A 7,790-nucleotide genomic window follows, 5' to 3' on the forward strand; every position below is an offset into this window, starting at 1 on the left:
GTTGAGCGAGGCGGGCTACACCCACTACGCCGACCTGGCCCAGGCCACGCCGGAAGCGCTACGCGAGATCACCAAAGCCCCGGCGGTAGCCAACCCCGAAGAGTGGATCGAGCAGGCGCAGGCGCTCTAGCGCGCTAGCTAATAGGGGCAGACGTGCGTGTCTGCCCCTGCGTCCCCGCCTCAGGCAGCGGATGCCGCCGCCTGCCACTGCGCCAGCAGGGCGGGCAGGTCCGGCTGGTCGCCGGCGTACTTGCCGTAGTACGCAAAGCGGATGACCCCGGCCGCATCCACGATGAACGTCCCCGGCAACCGTTGCGCGTCACCGGTCGCCTGCCCTTGCGTGTGCCCGCGCGAGGCGGCGCGCGCCCCGGCCATTATCGCGTCGGGGGCCATGAGACGCAGCAGATTGCCCCGCTCGATGCCGAACGCCTTGTGGAGCACAGGCTCCTCGTTCGTCAGGCATTCCGCGCCGGGGGCGAGCTTGCCGCCAAAGTGGCGGGCGTGCTTCGGTTCGCCCAGGCCCACGCACACCACACGCAGCCCGGTCGCTTCGATTTCCTCTCTGTGCAGCTCCAACTGAGCCAGCCACTCGCGGCAGTGAATTCAGCCGAAGTGGCGCAGGAAGGTCAGCAGGATCGGCCCTTCGTTCCAGAAAGAGGACAGAGCCACTTCCTGGCCGTTGGCGTCCAGCGCCAGGCCGTCGGGCGCGGCGTCCCCAGGCCCCAGTTTGCGTAACTTAGCCATCGTACTCCCCTCGACGTGGCCGCTGTCATGCCTAAGGCTGCGACGGCCACTCGATGAGCCTGAGTATAGGCCGGTCGGCGTTAATTGTCAATATTTTGCACAATATCTGTCCAGGAAATAATCTCACAGCCGGCGCGCGTCGGGTGGGCGCGCACGGTCGCCATGGGCGGCACGCCTCGCATGGCCCACAGCGCCACCAGGTCGCCGCTGGCCGCCACCAGCATCCACAGTGCCCAGATGACCAGCAGCCATGAGCCGATGGCAATGGCGACGATGCCCGGCGCGACGCCCAGCAGGAGCGCCGGCAGCAGCAGGATGACCCGGTAGGCGCGCGCGGGCACGGGCAACTCGCAGCGCACTTGGGGTGTGATGGCCGCGCGGTTCATGCCCAGGCGCAGCGACCGGGCCGGGACGCGCCCCAGCACCCGGTAAGCCAGCCAGTGCACCCCCTGGCGCAGCAACAGCCCGCCCATCAGCAGCGCGAAAATGCCTAATAGCGCCAGAACGGGCCGCCCAGCCGGCAGGCGCGGCGTCGCCAACCCCCAGCGCCACTGGAACGGGATGAACAGCGCCATCATCGTCACCGGGATGGTGGCGAAGGCAATCATCATGGCCGCCGGCGCGGAGATGGTGCGCTCGCCGACGGGGCCAGGTTCGGCCGTCGGCGTGGGCGGCGCTTCCGCAGCCGGCACGCCGGCCTCGTCCACGGCGTGGGCCGGCAACATATCGCGGTCAGGCAGCGTCTCGCGCGATTCGTCCACCGACAGCGCACGGTTGAAGAAATTGACCATCGTCTGCCCATACGCTTCGGGGGCCGCCACCCAACCGGCGGCGTGGCCGGCGCGCGGCAGTTCCCACAGCTGTTTAGGCTCGCCCGCGGCGGCGTGGAAGTGGCGCACCAGCCGCTGCTCCATCCCCTGGCCCGCGCTGATGAACAGGATGGGTCGCCGGGCGACGCGCCGCAGGGCGACGACGTTGGCCGCCAGGGGCGTGGCCGGCGGTCGCGGCCCGCGCGAGAGGCGGTCGATGGCGGCCTGGTAGTAGCGCTCCAGCGGGTAGCGCCATAGCAGGTCCAGCCAGCCTTCGGGCGGCGGCAGGTCGTCAACCGTGGCCAGGCCGGGGCCATCGACGGCCACGGCGCGGACGTAGGCGTGGCGGGCCGCGGCTTGCAGCGCCAGCATTCCCCCGATCGAGATACCCATGACGCCGACCCGTCCGTGCACGTCGGGCTGCCGGGCCACCAGGGCGACGGCGGCCAGCACGTCTTCGACCGCTGCCTGGCCGCGCTCGAAGCGCCGGCCCTCGCTCTGGCCGTGGGCGCGCAGATCGAACATCAGTACGCCATACCCCGCGCGCACCAGCGTTTCAGCGTGATAGGACACTGCCAGTCGATTGCCGCCGTGGCCGTGGACAAGCACGACAGCCGCGCCGTTGCGCGACGGCACGTACCAGCCGGATAGCTCCACACCGCCGCCGCCGGTGAAGACCACGTCGTGGAACGGCGCGCCCCACGCCTCCGGCGAGCGGAAGGTGACGTGCAGGCGCGGCGGCCGGATGAACAGATAAGCGCTCATCAGCGGCCGGAAGATGACGTGGACGAACAAGACAAAGAGCGCGATCTGGGCCAGGGCGGTCACGCTCCTATTATACGCTTTTCTCGCCGTTCCTGGTCAGTGGGAACTATGTCATTCGCCTCTCATTTGCGGCGATTTCTATGGTCATCCGGCGGCCAATCGGCTACACTTCTGCCCTATGCGCCTGCGTGCCGCGCGGCTCCTTATCCCTTTGGCCGTAGTCATCCTCCTGGTGTTCGCTTTCGTCCTGTTCTGGCGCGCGCGCTCCGGCGAGGTCTATGGCCCGCCGGTCGCCCTCTGTCCGGGGCCTGACCGGTACGGCTACACCTGCGAGGGCGCGGCAGCCTACGCCTACATCGACGCGACGACGCCAACCAATCTGTTCGCCGATGATGACGTGGCGCGCCTGGCGTTGCCCTTCCCCTTCACCTTTTATGGCGCGGTCTACGACGCCGTGTATGCCAGCACCAACGGCAACTTGCAGTTCCGGGCCAGCGACGCCGCCTACCGGCCCGCTTGCCTCTCCCCCGCGTCGGGCCTGGGCGACCTCATCGCGCCCTATTGGGCCGATCTGGACCTGAGTGGCCGCGGCGCGCTGGAGACGGAAGTCGTTGGCGAGTCGCCGGGCCGCATCTTTGTCGTCGAGTGGGACGGCGCGCCGCTCTACGGGGCTGACCCCGAAGATCCGGTGACCTTCGAGGCGCAGTTGTTCGAGGGCAGCAACGACATCGTCTTCCTGTATGAAGACTCGGTGGGAGCGGCTGGCGGCAACGGCGGCCGGGCCGTGGTCGGCATTCAGAGCGAGTCGCAGAGGCTGGCGCTGGCCTTTAGCTGCCTCCAGCCGGTGCTGCCGGTCGGAGGCGGGCTGCGTTTCCCGCACCCGGCCGAGCCAAACCCCGACGCGGGCGAGCCAATCGAGGAGGCCTCCGCGCCGGCGGAGCCGCCCGCGCCGGCGGCCAAGGGGCCGGTGGCCGACCTGATCGCCGCCTATGAGACCGAGGGGCCGGCGGCGCTGTCCCGGTTGCGGCTGCGCTGGTTCAACGAACGGCCGCAGCGCGCCTTCACCTGGCGCGCCGCCGATCTGGACGGGGGCGGCGACGAATTGGTGGCCGTGTGGGCCGGCGGCGCGACCGCGCCGGAATTGAGCCACCTGGCAGCGCTGGCGGTCGCGGACGGCCGGCTTGCGCCGCTGTTCGAGCGCCGCCTGTCGGCGCGGGAGGCCGCGCACCCGGCGGCGGCGATTGAGGAAGTGGTCGATCTGACCGGCGACGGCCTGGCCGACGTGGTGGTGCGTGACCGGGCCGATGGGACGACGTGGGTGCTGTCGGCCGCGGCCGGCGCGTTGACTCTGTTCGACGCGCCGGAGCGTTGCGCGGGCGGGCTGGTGGTGCGCGACACCGACGGCGACGGCCGGTTGGAGATCGTGCGTGACGGCTGCGCAACGCCGGGGCGGGTTCGCGTCATATGGGATGGCGCGGCCTTTGTGAGCCTCCCTTAAGAACGAGAGCTATTAATCTTCCGGCTGCGTATGAATAGACAGGGGCGGGCGGTCGAAAGCCGGCCGGCGAGGGTACTTGCGCCCCGGTCACTAAGCAGATACTATGCGGCCCAAATTTTTCACAGGAGTATGAAGGAGCGATGTTCGAACTCAATGGGGTCTATCGAAATCGCATTGGTGAATACACCGTCGTGAGGCTCAACGGCCCGCGAATGACCGTGCGCTACGCGGATGGCACAGAGGCGGAACTGAATGTCGGCATCCAGGCCCGCATTTGGGAGAACATCGTGGCCGAGCAAGAGGCTCGGGCGGCCAGCAGCCGCCACCTGCGCAGCTCGAACAAGGACACGACTCACTACATCAAGGCGGTCAGCCTGCCGCCCGGCGAGGAATTGTCCTTCCCCGGCTGGCAGGAGCGCGTGGTCATGGTCCCCACGCCGGAAATGGCCCAACGGCTGAAGTCGGGTGACCGCTTCATCTACTATGCGGTCGAGGCCCAGACCTTCTTCGCCGTGGTCACCGTGACCGGCGAACGGTTCGAGGCCGACCCGAAGCAGCATACCTACACGACCGAGGTGGAGAGAGCTTCCTTCTTTCCAACCGACGTCGACGCCGCCGCGCCCGACCTGGAGCACGGCGTCAGCGTCGATTCGATTGAACTGGAGAGCTACCCCGACTTCGGCAAGCTCCACGTGGACGTGGAGGGCTTCTACCGCATCAGCGAGGACGATTTCGAGTTGTTGGCCGAGGCGCTGACCGAGATCACCGAGGATGAAGAGGAAGAGGTCGAGGAGTTCGAGGAATACGAAGAGGACGAGGTCGAATAGCGCCATGACCGAGAACATCCTGGTTTGCATCGCCTGGCCTTACGCCAATTCCGACATCCATCAGGGCAACGTCACCGGCTCTCACCTGCCGGGCGACATCTACGCGCGCTACCACCGCCTGCGCGGCAACCGCGTCCTGATGGTCTCGGGCTCGGACAGCCACGGCACGCCGGTGACGGTCAAGGCGGAGGAGCTTGGCCGGCCGACGCTGGAGGTGTACGAGCACTTCCACGCTCGCTTCCTGGAGTTGTTCCGGCAACTCGGCATCAGCTACGACCTGTTCACCAGCACCCACACCGAGACGCACTTCCAGGTCTCGCAGGACATCTTCAGCCAACTGCTGAAGAACGAGTATCTCTATCGCAAGGTGACGCCGCAGATGTACTCGCCGGAGACGGGCAAGTTCCTGCCGGATCGCTACATCGAGGGCACGTGCCCCGTCTGCGGCTATGCCGGGGCGCGCGGCGACCAGTGCGACAACTGCAACACGCTCTTCGAGAGCGCGGCCCAGCTCATCAACCCGCGCAGTAAGCAGGATCAGACCCGCTTGGAACTGCGGGATACCGAGCACTTCTTCATCGATCTGCCGGCCATCGCCGCCGACGCCCTGTCGGAGTGGATCCACGACGACAAAGAGCACTGGCGGCCGCAGGTCATCAACTTCGCGCGCAACTTCATCGACCAGGGGCTGATCGGCCGCGCCGTCACCCGCGACATGGACTGGGGCATCCCCGTGCCCGTGGACGATCCGGACTACGCCAGCAAGGTGCTCTACGTGTGGTTCGAGGCGGTCATCGGCTATCTGTCGGCCACCGTCGAGTGGGCGCGGAACGAGGGCGACCCCGACGCCTGGCGCGACTGGTGGTACGACCCGGCGGCGCGCACGCTGTACTTCATCGGCAAGGACAACATCCCGTTCCACACGGTGTTCTGGCCGGCGCAATTACTCGGCGTGCGCGGCCTCTACAGCGACAACCCCCACGCCCAACTCAACCTGCCCTACGACGTTCCGGCCAACGAGTTCATGAACATGGAGGGGCAAAAGATCAGCGGCAGCCGCCTTTGGGGCGTGTGGATGCTCGACGCCTTGCAGCGCTACGATCCCGATCCGCTGCGCTACTATCTGACGACCAATATGCCGGAGACGCGCGACAGCGACTGGAGTTGGAGCGGCTTCATCGAGCGCAACAACAACGAACTGGTCGCCAACTGGGGCAACCTGGTCAACCGGGTGCTGAACATGACCCAGCGCTACTTCGGTGGCGTTGTGCCCGCGCCGGGTGCGCTGACAGCAGCCGACGAGGCGCTGCTGGCGGCCATCGACGAGGGCTTCACGAGCGTCGCCGCGCTGTACGATGGTTGCAAGTTCCGCGCTGCCGTGCAGGAGGTGTTGCGTCTGGCAACGCTGGTCAACCAGTACCTTGAAGAAACCAGCCCGTGGACGACAGCGCGAACCGACCTTGACGCGACCGGGCGATCGCTCTTCGTCGCCCTCCAGGCTATCAACGGCCTGAAGATCCTGTGGGCGCCGGTGCTGCCTTTCACCAGCCAGCAGGTGCACGAGATGGCCGGCGAGGCCGGGATGCTGTTCGGTGAGAGCGTGGTGCGCGAGATTGAAGAGAAGACGCGCCGCCATCTGGCGCTGACCTATGAAGGCGGCCAGGCCGTCGGCCGCTGGCAGCGCGCGCCCATTCCTGCCGGGCGGCAACTGCCCAAGCCGCGCCCGCTGTTCAAGAAGTTGGAGGCGGAGTTGGTCGAGCAGGAGTTGCAGCGCCTCGGCCCGAAACCAGTAATTCAGTGATCAGTTGTCAGTTGACAGTTGTCAGTGTTCAGTTGTCAGCTATCGGTGCTGTCAACTGCCAACTGAATACTGCCAACTGAAAACTGAATACTAACAACTATGACCGACAACAAAGTCATCTACTCCATGATCGGCGTGGGCAAGATCATCCCACCCAACCGAACCATTCTGCGCGACATCTCCCTGTCCTACTTCTATGGCGCGAAGATCGGCGTGCTGGGCCTGAACGGGTCCGGCAAGAGCACGCTGCTGCGCATCATGGCCGGTGTGGACAAGGAGTTCGTCGGCGAGACGATCCTTGCGCCCGGTTACACCATCGGCTTCCTGGAGCAGGAGCCGCTGCTCGACGAGCGGCGCACCGTCCGCGAGGTGGTTGAGGAAGGGGCGCAGGAAGTGGTTGACGCTCTGCGCGCATTCGACGCGATCAACGCCCGCTTCGGCGAAGACCTGTCGCCCGACGAGATGGACAAGCTCATCGAGGATCAGGGCAAGCTGCAAGACAAGCTCGACCATATGGACGCCTGGAACCTGGACAGCCGGCTCGACCTGGCGATGGACGCCATGCGCTGCCCGCCGGGCGACACGCCGGTGTCGGTGCTCTCCGGCGGCGAGCGGCGGCGCGTGGCCCTGGTGAGGTTGCTTCTCAAGCAACCCGACATCCTGCTGCTGGACGAGCCGACCAACCACCTCGACGCCGAGTCGGTCGCCTGGTTGGAGAAGCACCTCCAGCAGTACCCCGGCACGGTCATCGCCGTCACCCACGACCGCTACTTCCTCGACAACGTGGCCGGCTGGATTCTGGAGCTTGACCGCGGCTACGGCATTCCCTGGCGGGGCAACTACTCCTCCTGGCTGGAGCAGAAGCAGGCCCGGCTGGCGCGCGAGGAGCGCTCCGAGGCGCAGCGCATGAAGACGCTGGAGCGCGAGTTGGAGTGGATCCACATGTCGCCCCGCGGCCGGACGGTCAAGAGCAAGGCGCGCATCAGCAAGTACAACGAACTACTGGAGCAGACGGGCGAGCGGGCGCGCGAGGAACTGGAAATTTACGTGCCGCCCGGCCCGCGGCTGGGCGACGTGGTCATCCGCGCCGAGAAGGTGGACAAGGGCTTCGGCGACCGGCTGCTGGTGGACGACATGACCTTCGACGTGCCGCCGGGGGCTATCGTCGGCGTCATCGGGCCCAACGGCGCGGGCAAGACGACGCTCTTCCGCATGATCGTCGGCCAGGAGCAGCCCGACGACGGCGCGCTGACCGTCGGCCAGACGGTCAAGCTGGCCTACGTCGATCAGAGCCGCGACACGCTGGAGGCGGAGAAGACGGTCTGGCAGGAGATCAGCGGCGGCGA

General features: G+C 66.9%; 6 protein-coding genes. 4 read left to right on the forward strand and 2 right to left on the reverse strand.

Annotation, left to right across the window (positions count from 1 at the left end):
- Positions 1–180 precede the first annotated feature (180 nt).
- Positions 181–744, reverse strand: a complete 564-nt coding sequence (locus tag ACE3UY_RS01770) for a SelL-related redox protein (RefSeq protein WP_374685834.1) — start codon at positions 742–744, stop codon at positions 181–183.
- 80 nt (positions 745–824) lie between these two features.
- The gene (locus tag ACE3UY_RS01775; RefSeq protein ID WP_374685835.1) at positions 825–2,381 is read right to left on the reverse strand and encodes an alpha/beta hydrolase; all 1,557 of its coding nucleotides are present in this window, start codon (positions 2,379–2,381) and stop codon (positions 825–827) included.
- A 115-nt stretch (positions 2,382–2,496) separates the two neighbouring features.
- Here ACE3UY_RS01775 and ACE3UY_RS01780 point away from each other — a divergent pair, with 115 nt between their 5' ends.
- The 4 genes from ACE3UY_RS01780 to ettA all read left to right on the forward strand — a co-directional run.
- Positions 2,497–3,816 carry an FG-GAP repeat domain-containing protein gene (locus ACE3UY_RS01780; RefSeq protein WP_374685836.1) on the forward strand — a complete coding sequence of 440 codons (1,320 nt, stop codon included), beginning with the start codon at positions 2,497–2,499 and terminating at the stop codon, positions 3,814–3,816.
- A gap of 140 nt (positions 3,817–3,956) precedes the next feature.
- Positions 3,957–4,643: a hypothetical protein gene (locus tag ACE3UY_RS01785; protein WP_374685837.1), complete on the forward strand. Its 687-nt coding sequence runs from the start codon at positions 3,957–3,959 to the stop codon at positions 4,641–4,643.
- Between the two features lie 4 nt (positions 4,644–4,647).
- The gene (gene metG / locus ACE3UY_RS01790; RefSeq protein ID WP_374685838.1) at positions 4,648–6,444 is read left to right on the forward strand and encodes a methionine--tRNA ligase; all 1,797 of its coding nucleotides are present in this window, start codon (positions 4,648–4,650) and stop codon (positions 6,442–6,444) included.
- Positions 6,445–6,543: 99 nt separating this feature from the next.
- The coding region (gene ettA, locus ACE3UY_RS01795; protein WP_374685839.1) for an energy-dependent translational throttle protein EttA at positions 6,544–7,790 on the forward strand (1,247 nt) is incomplete at its 3' end.

It is taken from the genome of Promineifilum sp. (SeqCode), assembly GCF_041918635.1.
Lineage (GTDB): Bacteria > Chloroflexota > Anaerolineae > Promineifilales > Promineifilaceae > Promineifilum.